Raw genomic sequence first — 18,223 nt, forward strand, 5'->3', positions numbered from 1 at the left:
CGTTGACGATGGGAGTACCACTTGACGGACAACCGAAGGATCAAGAGCTCGTGAGCAGCAAGGTCCCCCCGATCATCCTCAACAACGGCGTCGAGATGCCCCAGCTGGGTTTCGGCGTCTGGCAGGTGCCGGACGACGAGGCGGAGCGGGCCGTCGCCACCGCGTTGGAGGCCGGGTACCGCAGCATCGACACAGCGGCGATCTACGGCAACGAAGAGGGCACCGGCAAGGCCATCGCCACCGCCGGCATCCCCCGCGAGGACGTCTTCGTCACCACCAAGCTCTGGAACAGCGACCAGGGTTACGACGCGACACTGCGCGCGTTCGACACGTCCCTCGAGAAGCTGGGCCTGGACTACCTCGACCTGTACCTCATCCACTGGCCGCTGCCGTCCCGGGACAAGTACGTCGACACCTACAAGGCGTTCGAGAAGCTCTACTCGGACGGCCGCGTCCGCGCCATCGGCGTCTCCAACTTCCTGCCGGAGCACCTGGAGCGGCTGATCTCCGAGACCTCGGTCATCCCCGCGGTCAACCAGATCGAGCTGCACCCGCACCTCCAGCAGCACGCGGCCCGTGAGCTCCACGCGCAGCAGGGCATCGCCACCGAGGCCTGGTCGCCGCTCGGCTCGGGCAAGGGCCTGCTGGAGGTCCCGGCGATCGTGGCCATCGGCCAGAAGCACAACCGCACGCCGGCCCAGGTCGTGCTGCGCTGGCACCTCCAGCTCGGCAACATCGTGATCCCCAAGTCCGTGACGCCGTCCCGGATCAAGGAGAACATCGACGTGTTCGACTTCAGCCTGGACGCCGAGGACCTCGCGGCGATCAGCGCGCTGAACGAGGACCGGCGGCTCGGTCCCGACCCGGCGACGTTCGACATGGGCTGACCCGGCCGTAGGGGGCGTGCGCCCCGGGCCCGTACGGGCCCGGGGCGCACGTGTGTCGGCGTACGTGTGCCGGTGCGCGTGTGCCGGTGCGCGTGTGCCGACGCGCGTCTACCGGTGCGCGTGTGCCGGCGGGCCGGGGGAACCGCGGACGGGCGGAACTACGCCGGCGCCGGCATCAAGGGCGGCGGTGTGGTCGCGGTAATCCACGGCAACAAGGTCGAGTACGCGGTCGTCGGCGACACCGGCCCCACGAAGATCATCGGCGAGGCCTCGTACGCCACCGCCCAGGCCCTCGGTATCGATCCGGACCCGGCGACGGGCGGCACGGACTCCGGCGTGACGTACATCCTCTTCACGAACTTCCAGGCCTCCCCCATCGAGAGCCACAGCGCGGCGGTGGACCTGGGCGACCGGCCGGCCCGGGAGTTCATCGGCGACAACTGACCTGGCTGGTGGGTCAGTTCGGCTGTCCGAGCGGTCGTACGACGACGGTGTTGACGTCGACTCCATCCGGCTGCCGGACGGCCCAGACGACCGAGTCGGCGATCTGGTCGGCGGTGAGCAGCCGGCCCGGCGGCAGGCTGCCGTTGCCGTCCCAGAACGGGGTCTCCACCCGGCCGGGCGCGACCAGGGTCACGCCGACGCCGAACTCCGTGACCTGGCGGCGGGTGTTCTCCGCGAGGCCGGTCACCGCCCACTTGGTGGCCCCGTAGATGTTGCCCGGGGTGGGCACGAAGCCGGCGACGCTGCCGATCAGCACGATCCGGCCGCGGGTCTCCTTCAGCGCGTCGATGGAGGCCCTGATCAGCAGGGCGGGCCCCAGCACGTTGGTGAGGACCATCTCGGTCCACCCAACGGGGTCGCCGTCCGCGACCGAGTCGTGGGTGGCTACGCCCGCGTTGGCGACGACTGTATCCAGTCGACCGTATGCCTTGAGCGTGGCGTCGACTGCCGACCGGATCTGGTCATAATCGGCCGCGTCCCCGACGAGCGTCAGAAGACCATCGGGATTGCCGAGCTCCTCGGCGAACTCCCTCAACCGCCGCTCCCCACGGCCGGTGACGGCCACCCGCTGCCCGGCGTCCAGCAGCCGCCGCGCGACCGCGGCACCGATACCGCTGCCGCCACCGGTGATGAGCGCGACCGGAGAGTCACTCATGATTGCCCCCTGCGTTTCGAACGAACGGAGGGAGTCCATCACTTGGAGTGCTCTCGAAGTCAAGCGCCGCCACCGCGGGCACTCGCTCGCCGTGATGCCTGTGCCGGTCGCCAGGGACGGGTCTACGCGGTCTACGCGGTCCGCACGGCCGTGTATACCGTATGCGCCGCCAGCACGAACACGTCCGGCCGCTGGTGGACGCTCGCTTCGTCGTCCGGGTCGAGGAGGCGGTCGAGGGTGGCGTGGTCCTCGGCGTCGAGGCCGTCGGCGCCGGCTTCGCGCACTCGGGACAGGTACGCGGCGACGTAGGCACGGGCCGGCTCGGACGCGGGTGCGGGCAGGTCCAGCAGGAAGGTGCGCGTGCCGGTGTGCTTCAGACCGGCGGCGGTCAGCAGGGCGGGCCAGTCCTCGGTCTCGGCGACGGAGCCCGGAAGGTCGGCGCGCATCCGCTCGAACCACTCCGCCTCCATCACGTCGAGCCGCGCCTGCAGCCCGGGCCGCCCGATGCCGATGTCACGGGGCAGGAACCGCGCGGGCAGGCCGCCCTCCATCAGCGCCAGCGTCCCGCCGGGTGCCAGCCGGGCGGCGAAGGCGGCGAGGGCGGTGCGCTGTTCGCCGAGGTGGTGCAGGCTGCGGGCCGCCCACAGCAGGTCGACCGGGTACTCCAAGTCCGCGAGAACGGTGGGGAGTTCACCGGCCAACGTACCGAAGCGGTCCACGAGACCCAGGCCGGCCGCGCGCGCTCGCGCCCGCTCCAGCAGCGGTTCGGAGCCGTCCACGGCCATCACCCGTGCGCCCGGGAACGTCTCGGCGAACTGACACGAGATGACCCCGGGCCCGCTGCCGGCGTCGACGATCAGGCCGGGCTCGGTCACCTCCTTTCCGAGCCAGGAAAGAACCTGCGCGTACAGGGGCGTGAACAGCTCCGCCTGCGTTTCCAGATGCGTGGCCATCTCGGCCCAGTCGATGTCGGTGTCGCGGTCGCCGCCGGCGTGGTCGTGGCCCTGGCCGTGGCCGTGGCCGTGGCCGTGGTGGTGATGATGCGCCATGAGAAGCAGCCTCTCGTCCGAATGCCGTCAGCGTGCGCCGACGCACCCCGCGGAGGCCACTTCTGTTGCCGGGACGGCAAAAAACGGCGGTAGGAAATGCGGCAATAAATGGGGTGCGACGGCCCAGCCCCCGCTGTACTTGAACGCACCGCTGGAGCTGGACCGGCCCGACGGAAACCATTCGGCCGTGGAGTTCGCGATCCGCCGGGGCCTGGCCCGGGAGGGCTGACCCCGGCGGATCACGTCAGCGCTCTACAGCGGCGGGTACGCGTTCTGCATCAGCTGCTGGAACTGTGCGGAGAACCAGTGCCCGGACAGCGGCGCGTTCGGCAGGGCGCCCGACAGGTTGTTGCCGTTGCGGGCGTTGCCCGTGTACGTCGGGTCGCACATCCGGTCGAAACCCTTGCCCTCGTCGTTCGCGATCGCGCTGCTGGAACCGTCGGACTCACCCGGCGGCTTCATCCACACGTACGCGTCGATCCCGGTCGCCGGGGCCGCCTGCGGCCGCTCGCCGAGGCCGGCGCCGGACTGGTTGCACCAGTTGCCGACGTGGATGCGGCGGTCGTATCGGCCGCCGTCGACGTAGGTGTCCACGCTGGTCGTGGCGCCCGGGCCGGTGGGCCGGGCGGTGCCGCCCCAGCCGTTCCTGGACGTGTCGATCAGCATGCCGATGCCGGAGTTGAAACCGACCGAGACCAGCTGGTTGCGGAAGGCCTGGGCGTACGACAGCTCGTCCACGTACCGGTTCCAGTCGACCCACTTGGACTGGCGCACGGAGGTGCCGTTGACGGTGTCGTTGATGGTGAAGTTGTTCTCCTTCAGGGCGCTGTAGTTGGCCGTGTTGGTGATGAAGCCGTGGACGTCGTCGACGGTCGCGCCCTCGGCGTTGGCCGCCTGGTAGAAGAGCTGGGCGGAGGGGGCGAAGTTGTCGTCCCAGCCGAGCCAGCCGTGGTGGCCGGCGTCGATGTAGTTGTAGACGTTCGGAATCGCGCCGAGCTTGTTGAGCGCGTATCCGACGCCCTTCACGTAGTTGCCGTTGGCGAGCATCGTGTCGCAGGCGGGTGTGGCAGTGGCCTTACTGCCGGTGTTGGTGACCAGGTTGGGCAGCGAGTCGATCTCGATGGTGGTGACGATCCGCAGGGAGGCGTACTTCGAGTCGGCCAGGATCGCCGCGATCGGGTCGATGAACTCGGTCTTGTACCGGTCGATCTCCGTCGGGCCAAGCTCGCCGTTGGAGGCCAGGGCGGCGCAGTCTCGTCCGGGCAGGTCGTAGATGACCAGCTGGACGACCTCCTCGCTGGTGCCCTTCTGGGCGAGGGCGGCGTCGAGGTGGTCGCGCAGGCCCATGCCGCCGTTGACGCCGTTGATGGCGGCGATGCGGTCGAGCCAGACACCGGTGGGCTGGTTGGAGATCCGGCTGCCGCCGGTCTCGGCGGCTGCCTTCGCGGACCACTCCGGGTTCACGTACACCTTGGCGTCGGCGTAGGGGTTGTCGACCTTGCCGGACGGGTCGGGATCGGGGTCGGGGTCGGTGGTTCCGCCGCCGTCCTCGACGTTGCAGGTCACGCCGTCGAGGGTGAAGGTGGTCGGGAGGGCGTTGGTGCCGCTGTAGGAGGCCTGGAAGCCGAAGCTCACCGAACCGCCGGTCGCCAGCGTCCCGTTGTAGCTCTCGTTGGCGGCGGTGACGGCGGTACCGCTCTGGGTGATCTTCGCGTTCCAGCCATTGGTGATCTGCTGGTTGCCGGCGTACGCCCACTTCACCGACCAACTGCTCTTGGCGGCGCTGTTGTTGGTGACGGTCACGGCGGCAGTGAAGCCGGTGTCCCACTGGTTCTGCACCGTGTAGGCGACGGTGCAGGGGATGGCTGCGATGCCGACTTCCGCGGGAGTGGCCGCGAGGGCCGTCCCGGAGGCCCCGGCGACCAGCGCCAGAGCGGCTAGTACCGCTGTTCTGCTACGACTCATGAGTGCGGGTTCCTTTTGTGGTGTTCCATGATGATTGTTCTGTGACGGGGTGTTACGTGATGGGGTGTTACGTGGTGGGTCATCCATTGAGGGCGCGCAGGTGGTCGCGCAGCCCGATGCCGTACGACGTGGGTGTGCCGTCGTAGTTGGAGATGAGGGACGGGCCGGAGGAGCAGTCCCAGGTGTTCCAGGTCCAGCCCAGGTAGGACAGGCCTCGGTCGTCGAACCACTTCATGACCTGGTCGACGAAGGAGTGCGAGCACGTGTTCTCGCCGATCTCCCCTGCCACCAGCGGCACTTGGGCGGCCACGGGGGCGAGCGTGGAGTTCCAGCAGCTCTCGCTCGCGCAGGTGTTGAAGTTGTACACGTGGTACGCGGCGGCGAGGTTGCCCGCCGGGTCGGTGGGCTTGTAGGTCAGCCACTCGCTCAGGTCGTTGGAGTAGGCGAGACCGCCGGCCAGGATCAGGTTCTTCGCTCCGGCGTTTCGTACGGAGTCGACGAGATCCTGCATACCGGCGACTTCGTACCCGAGGCCGGAGCAGGTGCCGCCGTCGCGCCAGCACTGCCACGCCTGGGTGGTCGTGGACGTGGCACGGTCCGGGTAGGGCTCGTTGAACAGGTCGAAGGCGACAGCCGGGTCGTCCTTGAAGGTGCTCGCGACCGACGACCAGAACGACGGTGTGTACTGCATGTCCGGCATCGGCTTCTGGCAGGTGGCATGGACGTCGGAGCAGCCCGCGGAGTTGCCGGTGTACTGCCCGTAGGTCCAGTGGAGTTCGACGATCGGCGTCATGCCGTTCGCCTCGACCCGCGCCACCAGGTCCTTCACCGCGTTGATGTAGTTGGCACCGGCGTACTCGGGTTTGATGTTGGACAGGCCGAGCCAGCACTCCTCGTTGAGCGGGATGCGGACGGTGTTGGCCTTCCAGTCGGCGATCGCCTTGATCGCGGCGTCGTCGACCGGACCGTCCCAGATGCCGTACCCCTGTACGCACATGAACTCGCCGCCGGAACGGTTGACGCCGAGCAGGCGACGGGTGGTGCCGTCGGCGTCCACGAGTTTATTGCCGGAGACGTGCAGGGATGGCGCCTTGCCGTCCGAGGACGGCTCGGTCGACGTCGGCGTCGGAGACGGTGACGGTTCGACATCGGTGTTGCATGTGGTGCCGTTGAGCTTGAACGTGGTCGGTACGGCATTGCCGCCCGACCAGGAGGCGATGAATCCGGCACTGACGCTCGCGCCGGTGCCGAGGGAACCGTTGTAGCTCTCGTTCGCGGCGGTCACGGTCGTGCCGGACTGGGACCACTTGGCGTTCCAGCCCTGGCTGACCTTCTGACCGTCGGCGAAGTCGAAGGCGAGGCTCCAACTGCTCACCGCTGCCGAGTTGTTGGTGATCTTTACGGTGCCCTGGAAGCCGGCGTCCCACTGGCTGACGACGGAGTACTCCACCGTGCATGCCGGCGCGGCTGCCTGCGCCGTGACGACCGGTACGACCGCGGTTCCGATGAGGGCGATCGCGCCGGCGACGGCTAAAACTCCTGAACGCGGGGGGTGTCGCATGAGCGACTCCTTGCAGCTCGGGCGCGTCGTGACGGACGCGTCGACTGTTGGAATCGCTCCCACTGGTGCGAAGGAAGGTAGCGCCAAGTGACGGCAAAGAACAGGGGAGTTGCTTGACTTTCCCTAAACGCGTTCATCGAATCTTTTCGACTCTTCAAGCATCTTGACCACCCCCAGCCCCATCCCCACTATGGGAGCGCTCCCACTGGTTCAAGCCTTGACTTCTACGAGCCGCAAGGAGGAACCAGCACCATGCATCCCCCACCTTCAAGACGCAGAGCCGTACGGCGATTGTGGGCCGCCGCCGTGACGGCCCTGGCACTCCCCCTGTCGATGCTGGCCGTCGGCACGACTCCCGCTCAGGCGGCGCCGCTGCAGTGCAGCGTCGACTACAAGACGAACGACTGGGGCTCCGGTTTCACCGCGGACCTGACCATCACCAACCGCGGCACGGACGCCATCAGCGGTTGGTCGCTGGCGTATGCCTACACGGGCAACCAGAAGCTGGTGAGCGGCTGGAACGGCACCTGGACCCAGTCCGGCACGTCGATCACCGTGAACAACGCCTCGTACAACGGGACGATCGCCGCCGGTGCGGCGGTCAGCACGGGCGCGCAGTTCACCTACAGCGGCACCAACGCCGCCCCCACCTCGTTCGCGATCAACGGCACCACCTGCGCCGGCGCGCACCAGCCGCCGGTGACGGTGCTGACCAGCCCCGCCGCGGGCGCGGTCTACACGCAGGGTGACGCGGTCCCGCTCGCGGCCACCTCCGCGGCCGCGGACAACGCGACGATCAGCAAGGTCGAGTTCTACGACGACACCACGCTGCTCGGCACGGACACCAGCGCGCCGTACTCGCTCTCTGTCTCAAGTTTGACCGTGGGCAGTCATTCGCTGCTCGCGAAGGCCTACGACAGCCTGGGCGCGTCGGCGGAGTCCACTCCGGTCGGCATCACAGTCGCGTCGGGTCCCGCCGTGGTCGCCTCGACCAACCAGCTCGCCGTCCAGCAGGGCAAGACGGCCACCTACGAGGTGAAGCTGTCGACGCAGCCCAGCGCGAACGTCACGGTCACCACCGCACGGACCGACGGCAACACGGGCCTGTCGATCACCGGCGGCACCTCGCTCACCTTCACGCCGTCGAACTGGAGCACCGCACAGACGGTGACAGTCACCGCCGCCGCCTCCGGGACGGGTGCAGCCACCTTCGAGTCGACGGCCACCGGTCACGCCAAGGCCACGGTGACGGTCACCCAGATCGCCGCCTCGAAGGAGTACGACGCCCGCTTCCTGGACCTCTACGGGAAGATCACCAACCCGGCGAACGGCTACTTCTCCCCCGAGGGCATCCCCTACCACTCGGTCGAGACGCTGATCGTCGAGGCCCCGGACCAGGGCCACGAGACCACGTCGGAGGCCTACAGCTACCTTCTCTGGCTGCAGGCCATGTACGGCAAGGTCTCGGGCGACTGGACCAAGTTCAACGGCGCGTGGGATCTCATGGAGAAGTACATGATCCCGACGCACGCCGACCAGCCGACCAACTCCTTCTACAACGCCTCGAAGCCGGCGACGTACGCGCCCGAGCTGGACACGCCCAACGAGTACCCGGCGAAGCTCGACACCGGGGTCTCGGTGGGTTCGGATCCGATCGCCAGTGAGCTGAAGACTGCATACGGTACGGACGACGTATACGGTATGCACTGGCTCCAGGACGTCGACAATGTCTACGGCTACGGCAACGAGCCCGGCCAGTGCGAGGCCGGCCCGACGGCGACCGGCCCGTCGTACATCAACACCTTCCAGCGCGGCGCGCAGGAGTCGGTGTGGGAGACGGTGCCGCAGCCGACCTGCGACGCCTTCAAGTACGGCGGCACGAACGGGTACCTGGACCTCTTCACGGGCGACTCCTCGTACGCCAAGCAGTGGAAGTTCACCAACGCCCCGGACGCGGACGCACGTGCGGTGCAGGCCGCCTACTGGGCGGACGTGTGGGCCAAGGCGCAGGGCAAGGGCAGTGACGTGTCGGCCACCGTCGGCAAGGCGGCGAAGATGGGCGACTACCTGCGCTACTCCATGTACGACAAGTACTTCAAGAAGATCGGCAACTGCGTCGGACCGACGACCTGCGCGGCCGGCACCGGCAAGGACGCCTCGTCCTACCTGATGTCCTGGTACTACGCCTGGGGCGGCGCCACGGACACGAGCGCCGGCTGGGCCTGGCGCATCGGTTCCAGCCATGTCCACGGCGGCTACCAGAACCCCCTGGCGGCGTACGCGCTCAGCAACAACGCCGACCTGAAGCCGAAGTCGGCGACCGGGCAGGCTGACTGGGCCAAGTCGCTCGACCGGCAGCTGGAGTTCTACCGCTGGCTGCAGTCCGACGAGGGCGCCATCGCGGGCGGTGCGACCAACAGCTGGGCGGGCCGGTACGCGACCCCGCCGGCCGGTACGTCCACCTTCTACGGCATGTACTACGACCAGCAGCCCGTCTACCACGACCCGCCGTCCAACCAGTGGTTCGGCTTCCAGGCCTGGTCGATGGAGCGGGTCGCCGAGTACTACCAGCAGACGGGGAACGCCGGCGCCAAGGCGGTCCTGGACAAGTGGGTCGACTGGGCGCTGTCCAAGACCACGATCAACCCGGACGGCACCTACCTGATCCCCTCCACGCTGCAGTGGTCCGGCCAGCCCGACACCTGGAACGCGTCAAGTCCCGGTGCCAACAGCGGACTTCACGTCACCGTCGCCGACTACACCAACGACGTCGGGGTGGCGGCCGCGTACGCGAAGACGTTGACGTACTACGCCGCCAAGTCCGGTGACACGGAGGCGAAGACGACGGCGAAGGCGCTGCTGGACGGCATGTGGGGCAACTACCAGGACAGCCTGGGTGTCGCCGTCCCGGAGACCCGGGCCGACTACAACCGCTTCGACGACAGCGTGTACGTGCCGAGCACCTTCAGCGGCAAGATGCCGAACGGCGACACGATCAGCTCGTCCTCGACCTTCATCTCGCTCAGGTCGTTCTACAAGAACGACCCGGCCTGGTCGAAGATCGAGAGCTACCTCGCGGGCGGTGCCGCGCCCGTGTTCACGTACCACCGTTTCTGGGCCCAGGCGGACATCGCCCTGGCCATGGGTTCGTACGCGGAGCTCCTCGAATAAGTCCCCGCTAATGCTCCGCGTACCGCGCCGGGCGGCCCCCACCCGCACTGGGGGCCGCCCGGTCGTCGCGTCTCCTCCTGCCCCCCATCAAGGAAGGACCCCCACCGTGCGAAGAACCCGCATCCTCACGGCCGTGCTCGCGCTCGCGGCCGGCCTGCTCGCGGGCATACCCCCCGCACTGGCAGCGCACAGCGAGCAGGTGACGATCGCCGCCGAGTCGTACACCTGGAAGAACGCCCGTATCGACGGCGGAGGTTTCGTCCCCGGCATCGTCTTCAACCGTTCCGAGAAGAACCTCGCCTACGCCCGTACCGACATCGGCGGCGCCTACCGCTGGCAGGAGTCGACGAAGACGTGGACGCCACTGCTGGACTCGGTGGGCTGGGACGACTGGGGGCACACGGGCGTCGTCAGTCTCGCCTCCGACTCGGTGGATCCCAACAAGGTGTATGCGGCCGTCGGCACGTACACGAACAGCTGGGATCCCGGGAACGGCGCCGTGCTCAGGTCCGCGGACCGGGGCGCGAGCTGGCAGAAGACGGACCTGCCGTTCAAACTGGGCGGCAACATGCCCGGCCGTGGCATGGGTGAGCGCCTGGCGGTCGACCCGAACAACGACAGTGTGCTGTACCTGGGCGCGCCCAGCGGCAAGGGCCTGTGGCGGTCGACCGACTCCGGCGTCACCTGGTCGCAGGTCACGAACTTCCCCAACGTCGGCAACTACGCGCAGGATCCGAGCGACACGTCCGGCTACGCCAACGACAACCAGGGCATCGTCTGGGTCACCTTCGACGAGTCCACCGGCACGTCCGGCAGCGCGACGAAGACGATCTACGTCGGAGTCGCCGACAAGGACAACGCGGTGTACCGGTCGACGGACGCGGGGGCGACCTGGACGCGGCTGGCCGACCAGCCGACGGGATACCTGGCGCACAAGGGTGTACTGGATGCCGAGAACGGCTTTCTGTATATCGCATACAGCGACAAGGGTGGCCCGTACGACGGCGGCAAGGGCCAGCTGTGGCGGTACGCGACCACGACCGGGACCTGGACGAACATCAGCCCGGTCGCCGAAGCCGACACCTACTACGGCTTCAGCGGCCTGACCGTCGACCGGCAGCACCCGGGCACGGTGATGGCGACCGCGTACAGCTCCTGGTGGCCGGACACCCAGATCTTCCGCTCCACGGACAGCGGCGCCACCTGGACGAAGGCGTGGGACTACACGTCGTACCCCAACCGTTCGAACCGCTTCACGATGGACGTGTCGTCCTCGCCGTGGCTGACCTGGGGCGCCAACCCGTCGCCGCCCGAACAGACCCCGAAGCTGGGCTGGATGACGGAGGCGCTGGAGATCGACCCGTTCAACTCGGCCCGGATGATGTACGGGACGGGTGCCACGATCTACGGCACGGAGAACCTCACCAACTGGGACAGTGGCGGCCAGATCGCCATCAAGCCGATGGTGCAGGGCCTGGAGGAGACGGCCGTCAACGACCTGGCGTCGCCCCCGTCGGGAGCCCCTCTGCTCAGCGCCCTGGGTGACATCGGTGGCTTCCGCCACACGGACCTGACCACGGTCCCGTCGATGATGTACACCTCGCCGAACTTCACCACGACCACCAGCCTGGACTTCGCCGAGACGAACCCGAACACGGTGGTGCGGGTCGGCAATCTGGACTCGGGTCCGCATGTGGCGTTCTCGACGGACAACGGCGCCAACTGGTTCGCCGGCACGGACCCTTCGGGCGTCTCCGGCGGCGGCACGGTCGCGGCCGCGTCGGACGGCAGCCGCTTCGTGTGGAGCCCGCAGGGCACCGGCGTGCAGTACACGACGGGCTTCGGCTCGTCGTGGTCGGCGTCGAGCGGTATCCCGGCGGGCGCGATCGTGGAGTCGGACCGGGTGGACGCCAAGACCTTCTACGGCTTCAAGTCCGGGAAGTTCTACGTCAGTACGGACGGCGGTGCCACCTTCACGGCATCCGCCGCGACCGGGCTGCCCAGCGGCGACAGTGTGCGCTTCAAGGCGCTGCCCGGTACGAAGGGCGACGTCTGGCTGGCGGGCGGGGCGACGGACGGGGCGTATGGCCTGTGGCACTCGACCGACGCCGGTGCGACCTTCACCAAACTGTCCAACGTCGAGCAGGCCGACACCGTCGGCTTCGGCAAGGCGGCGACAGGGGCGTCGTACCAGACGCTCTACACCAGCGCCAAGATCGGCGGCGTACGCGGCATCTTCCGCTCGACCGACGAGGGCGCGACCTGGACGCGCGTCAACGACGACGCGCACCAGTGGGGTTGGACGGGTGCGGCGATCACGGGTGACCCGAGGGTGTACGGGCGTGTGTACGTGTCGACGAACGGCCGGGGTGTCATCTACGGCGACACGTCGGACACCAGCGGTGGGGACGGGGGCACGGATCCCACAGATCCCACGGACCCCGCACCGACCGGCGCCTGCGCGGTGACGTACAAGATCACCAACCAGTGGTCGGGTGGCTTCCAGGCGGACGTACAGCTGGCCAACACGGGGACGAGCGCCTGGAGCGGCTGGTCACTCGGCTGGTCCTTCGCCGACGGCCAGAAGATCACACAGCTGTGGAACGCCGACTACACCCAGTCGGGAACGGCGGTGACGGCGAAGAACGTGAGCTGGAACGGCAACGTGGCGGCGGGCTCGTCCGTGAGCTTCGGGTTCACGGGCAGCTGGACGAGCGCGAACACGAAACCGAGCTCGTTCAAGCTGGGCGACCAGAGCTGCACGGTGAGCTGACCCCGGAGGGCGCGTGCCGACCACAGCGCGCGCCCTCCGTACCAGGTAGGAGAACGGCAAGATCATCAAGGCCCCTGGGGCCGAGTGAGGGGCGGTCGCCCGCATTACGCCGGCGACCGCCTCGGTGGCGCCCTCCCGTCCGGGGGGCGCCTTACCCGTTCACGGGGTGTAGACCACTGGGCGCGGCGCGGTCGCCATCCCGTCGCCGATGAAGAAGCTCGGGTGAGGCGGCTGATTGTATGCAGTATTCTGCCAGGCCAATGCTGTGCGGTACTGCGTGTCGTGGAGCAGGGTCGTGATCTTCGTGCTGGTCTCGTACGGCGTCGAGTAGATCCTCAGCGCGGTGTTGTCGGTCGTCGGCCAGACGACCTCCTCGCGCCAGTCGCCCAGGATGTCGCCGGACAGGGTCGGGGTCGCCTTGGTGCCGTTGTTGGAGTGGACGGACGCCCCGGTGAGCAGGCGGGTGTCGGACGAGGTGCCGTACTTGTCGATGTGGGTGTCGTCGAGAAGTTCGCGGACGGTGTCGCCGTCCCACCAGGACAGGAAGTTGGTGCTGGAGGGCTTACGGCTCGCCACGACCGTGCCGGACGGGCTGCGGATGCCGCTCTCGGCCGACGACCACGACTCGGCGCCCGCGCTGCCCGCCCAGATGTCCCCTGCCGTGCCCCGGCCGTTGTCGCCGTTGGCGGGCGTGGACCACAGGACCTGGCCCGTGCCGGCGTCCGCCATCCAGGACGACGGCTTCGAGCTGTCCTCGTCGACCTTGAACTCCTCCAGGCCCGCCCGGGACGGGTCCAGGTCGCCGACGTGCATGGCGTCCCCGTGGCCGTTCTTCGTCGTCCACAGGCCGTAGCCGTTGTCGTCCACGGCCATCGAGCCGTAGACGATCTCGTCCTTGCCGTCGGCGTCGACGTCGGCGATGGACAGCTGGTGGTTGCCCTGGCCGTCGTAGCCCTTGCCGCTGTTGGTGGAGGAGTTGGTGTCGAAGGTCCAGCGGCGGGTGAAGGCGCCGCCGCGCCAGTCCCACGCGGCGATCACCGTGCGGGTGTAGTAGCCGCGGGCCATGATGAGGGAGGGGCGGGAGCCGTCCAGGTAGGCGGTGCCGGCGAGGAAGCGGTCGACCCGGTTGCCGTAGGAGTCGCCCCACGAGGAGACCGTGCCGCGGGCGGGAACGTAGTCGACCGTCCCCATCGCCTTGCCGGTCTGGCCGTTGAACATGGTCAGGTACTCGGGGCCGGACAGCACGTATCCGCTGGAGTTGCGGTAGTCGGCGGACGAACTGCCGATGACCGTGCCCGTGCCGTCGACCGTGCCGTCCGCCGTCTTCATGGCGACCTCGGCTTTGCCGTCGCCGTCGTAGTCGTACACCTGGAACTGGGTGTAGTGGGCGCCCGAGCGGATGTTGCGGCCCAGGTCGACGCGCCACAGGCGGGTGCCGTCGAGCTTGATGCCGTCGATGATCGTGTCGCCGGTGTAGCCGGACTGGGAGTTGTCCTTGGCGTTGGTCGGCTGCCACTTGAGCACGAAGTCGAGCTGCCCGTCGCCGTCGAGGTCGCCGACGGAGGCGTCGTTGGCCTCGTAGGTGTAGGCGACGCCGTCCGGGGTCGTGCCGCCCGCCGGTGGGGTGATGGGGACGTCCTTGTATCCGGTACGGAACTGGATCGCGTGGACGGAGTCCGCCTGTTCCACACCTCCCACGATGGCGCGGACGGTGTAGTCGGCCTGGGCCGGAGCGCCGGAGTGGAAGTAGTTGGTGGAGCCGGTGATCGGCGTCGAGTTGACCTTCGTACCGGCCCGGTAGACGTTGAAGGAGACGTCGCCCGGGTCGGTGCCGAGCCAGCGCCAGCTGACCAGATTGCCGCTGTCCGTGTGCACGCTGACCACACCCCGGTCGAGGGCCTCGACCTGGCGGGCGGTGGCGGCTTCGGCGGTGTCGGTGACGAGCGTGGTCAGTCCGGCGCCGACCAGGGCCGCGACGGCGATCATCGCGGAGAGGGCTGCGGTGCTGCGTCTGCGGTGCTTGTGCGGGTGCTGCACGGGTCGTACCTCCTGAGAAGAAGGGACAGGCGGGTTCCGTCCTCTCAGTTGCCACCGACAGCAAGGGAGTTGCCGTATTTTTCGGCCAACTCCGCTACGGTGCGGGCGATTCGCGCGCGCAGCTCGGGCGGTTCGAGCACCTCGACGTCCGCGCCCAGGCGAAGGAACTCGCCGTGCGCGTGGTCGACGGATTCGATGGGGACGGTGGCCAGCGTCCAACCGTCCTCTCCGGTACAGCCGTTGGCGGCGACCGCCGCTCCCGCCGGCGACCCCGCGCACTTCGTCACGCCCGATGTGCCGTGGATCGGCTGTGTGTGGGAGCTGCCGCCGATCCTGCACGAACGGAACGCCTGGGTACGGCACCTGCTCGCACCCGAAGTCCCGGATCTGGACGCCTACTTGACCGATTCCCTGCCCGAGGGCACGACAGGGGGCCGCCGATGAACAGCCCGCACGACTTCGACTTCTTCCACGGCGAGTGGGAGATCCACAACCGCCGCAGGACCGACTTCCTCGACCCGGGCAGCGACTAGGGCTTTTTCGGCGGACGGCGGGGAGACCTGGCTGACCGACTGGATCATGGAGTTCACCCGGCCGGTTTCCGGTAGGCCCGCAGGGTGAAGCGGGGGTCGGGGCGGGGGCGGTCCTGGTCGGGGAGGGCCTGGAGGCGGGCGGCGAACCGCTCGCCGAGCGGTTCGCCGGGCGGCAGCGTGACGAACCAGCCGCGCCGCAGGTCCGCGACCGTTCGGCGGGGGCTGCGGCCCTGGCCGCGGCCGGCGAAGCGTGCCTGCCCGGCCGGGGCGAGGCCACGCGCGAGGGCGTACGACTCCACGAGCGCCGCCCCGTCACGGGCCGCCCGGGGTGGCCGGGAGGCGAGTACGGCGTCGATGTCGCTGCCCACGTTGTGGGAGGCGGCCTTGTCGACCGTGGTGACGTACACCCCGCCCGGCCGCAGGACCCTGGCGCACTCGGCGACGATGGCCCGTACGTCCTCGTCGCTGTCCGCGAGGTGCAGCAGCCAGACACTGCTGACGGCATCGAACTGCTGGCCACGGAAAGGTAGTTGACGGCAGTCGGCGCGTACGACGGCGCCGGGCAGGCGGGCGGCGGCGTGGCGGGCCATGGCGGGCGCGAGGTCGACGCCGGTGACCCGCATGCCGTCGCGGCCGGCGGCGAGTCGCCGGGTGACGATGCCGGTGCCGCAGGCGACGTCGAGCAGACTGCGCGCCCGGGGTGGTACGAGGCTGAGCACGGCCTCCGCGGCCGCGGCCGCCCTGGGTTCGCCGCCGCGGGAGACGTCGTAGCGTTCGGCTTCCTTGTCGTAGTCCAGCACGCGCGTCACCCGTTCCGGTCCGGCCGCGCGCTCAGTGGGCTCCGTGCCCCGGGGCCAGTTCCTCCACTCTGCGGGCGAGCTGGAAGTCGAGGTCGGTCACGGCTCCGCCCACGCTGTGGGTGTTCACGGTGAGTGAGACGGTGTGGTAGCCGAGGGTGAGGTCGGAGTGGTGGTCGAGTTCGTCCTGGACCTGGGCGATGTGGATGACCAGGGCGGTCGCCGCGAAGTGGGAGGTCAGCCGGTACGAGCGGGCGAGGCGGTCCCCGTCGTGGGACCAGCCCGGCAGCTCGGCCAGCCGGTCCTCGATCTCCTTCTGCGACAGTGGTTCGACGGCCATGCCCTCGCTCCCTTCCTGGGTGTCGCGTACCTGTCCAGCGTGCCACAGGACGGCCGCTTCGGCCCTGGTCAGGCGTGTCGTTGCGGGCGTTCGCGGACACATTCGGCCGGTCCTGGTCTACGGTCGTACGTATGACCACTGCCGTGTCCGCCGCCGTGTCCTCCGCCGCCCCGCCGGACAAAGGGGTGGGCCCGTTGTTGCGGGCGTGGCGGGAGCGGCGGCGGGTCAGTCAGCTGGAGCTGGCGTTGCGTGCGGACTCTTCCGCCCGGCACATCAGTTTCATCGAGACGGGCCGTTCCCGGCCGAGTGAGGAGATGGTGCTGCGGCTGGCCGAGCACCTGGACGTGCCGGTGCGGGAACGCAACGCGCTGCTGCTGGCGGCTGGTTACGCCCCGCACTATCCGGAGACGCCGCTGGACGATCCGGCGCTGGGCGCGCTGCGGGAGGGCATGGAGCGGCTGATCCAGGGTTATGAGCCGTATCCGGCGCTGGTGGTGGACGCCATGTACACCGTCGTCGCGGCGAACCGGGGCATCACGATGCTGCTGGCGGGCGTTGCGGAGTCACTGCTGGTGCCGCCGTTGAACGCGATGCGGCTGACCCTGCACCCGGAGGGCCTGGCGCCGCGCATCCGCAACCTGCGCGAGTGGCGGGGGCATCTGCTGGCGCAGATGGAGCGGCAGATCGCCCTGTACCGTTCGGACGCGCTGCGCACGCTGTACGAGGAGGTGGCGGCCTATCCGGTGCCGGAGACCGGGCCACAGGACCGCGAACCGGCGGAGCCCGTACCGTACTTCGCGCTGCCGATGCAGGTGGAGCACGAGGGGCGGGTGCTGTCCTTCATCTCGTCGATCTCCACGTTCAACACCCCGATGGACGTGACGGTCGCCGAGCTGGCGATCGAGACCTTCCTGCCGGCCGATCCGGCGACGGTCAAGTACCTTCATTCGCTGGGGACTTGACGCGGACGTGACGCATGCGATTCCTTCGGTCTCATGTGCTGCCCCCGGCCCGTGGCACACTGGCCCGGTTCCGTCGACACACAGGGGAGACGTGGCGTGAGTGAGCGTCGGCCCGCTCCTACCGTGGGCCAGGTGGTGCTCGGCAGGCGGCTGCAGGAGCTGCGGGAGGTGGCCGGACTCAAGCGCGAGGAGGCCGCGCGCGTCCTGCGGGTGGCCCCGGCGACCGTGCGGCGGATGGAGATGGCCGAGGTCGCGCTGAAGATCCCGTATGTGCAGGTGCTGCTGGGCACCTACGGTGTGCCCGCCGGTGAGGCGGCCGTGTTCGTGACGCTGGCCGAGGAGGCGAACCAGCCGGGCTGGTGGCAGCGGTTCCACGACGTGCTGCCCGAGTGGTTCAGCCTGTACGTCAGCCTCGAGGGCGCCGCCGGGCTGATCCGGTCCTACGAGCCGCACTTCGTGCCCGGCCTGCTGCAGACCGAGGCGTACGCGCGTGCCGTCATGGAGAGCGGGACGATCGCGCAGAAGGGCGCGGAGACGGTCGAGCGGCATGTGTCCCTGCGGATGACCCGGCAGCAGTTGCTGGACCGGGAGAACCCGCCGCACCTGTGGGTGATCATCGACGAGACGGTGCTGCGGCGCCCGGTGAGCATCGACGCCGGGGTGATGCGCGACCAGTTGGACAAGCTGCTGGAGTTCGGCGAGCGCAGCCGGGTCACGCTGCAGGTCGCCGAGTTCGAGGCGGGCCCGCACCCGGGGACGTACGCGCCGTTCTCGCTGTTCCGTTTCGCCGAGTCCGAGCTGCCCGACATGGTGTTCACGGAGTACCTGACCGGCGCGCTGTACCTCGACTCGCGCCGGGAGGTCTCGGCGCACCTGGAGGTCCTGGACCACATGACGACGCATGCCGCGTCGGCGCAGCGCACCAGGAAGATCCTCCAGCGGTACCGCGAGGAGTACTGACGCGCCGGCCGCACCCCTGGTTGCGAGTA

13 protein-coding genes and 2 pseudogenes are annotated in these 18,223 nt (G+C 68.9%); 7 read left to right on the forward strand and 8 right to left on the reverse strand.

Features of this window, described 5'->3' with window-relative positions; translation table 11 throughout:
* Positions 1-50: 50 nt before the first annotated feature.
* Positions 51-887 (forward strand): aldo/keto reductase, encoded by an 837-nt coding sequence (locus ABT114_RS45885; protein ID WP_351152030.1) that lies wholly within the window; start codon positions 51-53, stop codon positions 885-887.
* Positions 888-1,043: 156 nt separating this feature from the next.
* Positions 1,044-1,331: pseudogene (locus tag ABT114_RS45890) on the forward strand (glycoside hydrolase family 75 protein); the annotation flags it as partial.
* A gap of 13 nt (positions 1,332-1,344) precedes the next feature.
* On the opposite strand, the gene ABT114_RS45895 reads toward ABT114_RS45890, so the two are convergent.
* The 4 genes from ABT114_RS45895 to ABT114_RS45915 form a co-directional block, all read right to left on the reverse strand.
* The gene (locus ABT114_RS45895; protein ID WP_351152033.1) at positions 1,345-2,046 is read right to left on the reverse strand and encodes an SDR family oxidoreductase; all 702 of its coding nucleotides are present in this window, start codon (positions 2,044-2,046) and stop codon (positions 1,345-1,347) included.
* A 131-nt stretch (positions 2,047-2,177) separates the two neighbouring features.
* Positions 2,178-3,095, reverse strand: a complete 918-nt coding sequence (locus tag ABT114_RS45900; protein WP_351152036.1) for a class I SAM-dependent methyltransferase — start codon at positions 3,093-3,095, stop codon at positions 2,178-2,180.
* Positions 3,096-3,347: 252 nt separating this feature from the next.
* On the reverse strand, positions 3,348-5,060 hold the full coding sequence (locus ABT114_RS45910; RefSeq protein WP_351152039.1) for a glycoside hydrolase family 6 protein: 1,713 nt from the start codon (positions 5,058-5,060) through the stop codon (positions 3,348-3,350).
* A 79-nt stretch (positions 5,061-5,139) separates the two neighbouring features.
* On the reverse strand, positions 5,140-6,621 hold the full coding sequence (locus ABT114_RS45915) for a cellulase family glycosylhydrolase (protein ID WP_351152042.1): 1,482 nt from the start codon (positions 6,619-6,621) through the stop codon (positions 5,140-5,142).
* Positions 6,622-6,873: 252 nt separating this feature from the next.
* Between ABT114_RS45915 and ABT114_RS45920 the strand changes: the two genes are divergently transcribed.
* A complete protein-coding gene (locus tag ABT114_RS45920; protein ID WP_351152045.1) occupies positions 6,874-9,792 on the forward strand; it encodes a glycoside hydrolase family 48 protein in 2,919 nt (972 codons plus the stop codon).
* Between the two features lie 106 nt (positions 9,793-9,898).
* On the forward strand, positions 9,899-12,565 hold the full coding sequence (locus tag ABT114_RS45925; protein ID WP_351152048.1) for a cellulose binding domain-containing protein: 2,667 nt from the start codon (positions 9,899-9,901) through the stop codon (positions 12,563-12,565).
* Between the two features lie 159 nt (positions 12,566-12,724).
* Here the strand turns inward: ABT114_RS45925 and ABT114_RS45930 are convergent, their stop codons facing one another.
* Together ABT114_RS45930 and ABT114_RS45935 are read right to left on the reverse strand one after the other, a co-directional pair.
* Positions 12,725-14,551 carry a rhamnogalacturonan lyase gene (locus ABT114_RS45930; protein ID WP_351152097.1) on the reverse strand — a complete coding sequence of 609 codons (1,827 nt, stop codon included), beginning with the start codon at positions 14,549-14,551 and terminating at the stop codon, positions 12,725-12,727.
* A 95-nt stretch (positions 14,552-14,646) separates the two neighbouring features.
* Positions 14,647-14,889: a WYL domain-containing protein gene (locus ABT114_RS45935; protein ID WP_502988510.1), complete on the reverse strand. Its 243-nt coding sequence runs from the start codon at positions 14,887-14,889 to the stop codon at positions 14,647-14,649.
* Here ABT114_RS45935 and ABT114_RS50795 point away from each other — a divergent pair.
* A pseudogene (locus ABT114_RS50795) lies at positions 14,861-15,046 on the forward strand (hypothetical protein); the annotation flags it as partial. The gene ABT114_RS45935 and the pseudogene ABT114_RS50795 sit on opposite strands and share 29 nt — an antisense overlap.
* A 142-nt stretch (positions 15,047-15,188) precedes the next feature.
* Here ABT114_RS50795 and ABT114_RS45940 read toward each other — a convergent pair.
* Together ABT114_RS45940 and ABT114_RS45945 are read right to left on the reverse strand one after the other, a co-directional pair.
* Positions 15,189-15,935 (reverse strand): class I SAM-dependent methyltransferase, encoded by a 747-nt coding sequence (locus tag ABT114_RS45940; RefSeq protein ID WP_351152051.1) that lies wholly within the window; start codon positions 15,933-15,935, stop codon positions 15,189-15,191.
* 31 nt (positions 15,936-15,966) lie between these two features.
* Positions 15,967-16,272 (reverse strand): 4a-hydroxytetrahydrobiopterin dehydratase, encoded by a 306-nt coding sequence (locus tag ABT114_RS45945; protein ID WP_351152054.1) that lies wholly within the window; start codon positions 16,270-16,272, stop codon positions 15,967-15,969.
* Between the two features lie 131 nt (positions 16,273-16,403).
* Here ABT114_RS45945 and ABT114_RS45950 point away from each other — a divergent pair, with 131 nt between their 5' ends.
* Together ABT114_RS45950 and ABT114_RS45955 are read left to right on the forward strand one after the other, a co-directional pair.
* A complete protein-coding gene (locus tag ABT114_RS45950) occupies positions 16,404-17,234 on the forward strand; it encodes a helix-turn-helix domain-containing protein (RefSeq protein WP_351152056.1) in 831 nt (276 codons plus the stop codon).
* A 96-nt stretch (positions 17,235-17,330) separates the two neighbouring features.
* Positions 17,331-18,194 carry a Sco1979 family transcriptional regulator gene (locus ABT114_RS45955; protein ID WP_351152059.1) on the forward strand — a complete coding sequence of 288 codons (864 nt, stop codon included), beginning with the start codon at positions 17,331-17,333 and terminating at the stop codon, positions 18,192-18,194.
* Positions 18,195-18,223 lie beyond the last annotated feature (29 nt).

The sequence above is a fragment of the Streptomyces sp. NPDC002088 genome, from assembly GCF_040296605.1.
Taxonomy (GTDB): Bacteria; Actinomycetota; Actinomycetes; order Streptomycetales; family Streptomycetaceae; genus Streptomyces.